This window comes from Jutongia huaianensis, assembly GCF_014384985.1.
Taxonomy (GTDB): Bacteria; Bacillota; Clostridia; order Lachnospirales; family Lachnospiraceae; genus Jutongia; species Jutongia huaianensis.
In genome coordinates, this window is record NZ_JACRSX010000056.1 from 1 (window position 1) to 502 (window position 502).

General features: G+C 43.2%; 2 rRNA genes. Both read left to right on the plus strand.

Annotated features, from left to right (window positions below):
* A 16S ribosomal RNA gene (locus H8704_RS14060) occupies window positions 1-61 on the plus strand; the annotation flags it as partial.
* 91 nt (window positions 62-152) lie between these two features.
* Window positions 153-270 (plus strand): 5S ribosomal RNA (rrf, locus tag H8704_RS14065).
* Window positions 271-502 lie beyond the last annotated feature (232 nt).

Sequence of the window (502 nt, forward strand, 5' to 3'; positions counted from 1 at the left end):
AACTGGGGTGAAGTCGTAACAAGGTAGCCGTATCGGAAGGTGCGGCTGGATCACCTCCTTTCTAAGAGAGCGAGTAAGGGTTGTTTTACTGTTGAGTTATCAAGTATCGAGTGAATCAATATAACACTTGATATAATAGAATAACACAAAATTTCGGTGGCGATGCGCTCAGGGGCAACACCCGTTCCCATCCCGAACACGATGGTTAAGACCTGAGCGGCCGATGGTACTATGCTGGAGACGGCATGGGAGAGTAGGTGGCCGCCGAATCAAAAAGAAAAAAACACTGGACCAGTGATCTGTGATAAGAAGCGGACCGGAAGGGAACTTCTTATTATATATGACTGATCCAGGGATCCGAAAGGATCAAGACCAGTCAGATGGTACCTTGAAAACTGTATATCGAAATGATTATAACAAACGAAAGAATGTTATAAGTCAGACATCCAAACGCAGATTTAAGATCAAAGATCAAGAATCGAAGTCAATTCAGATTAAGAAT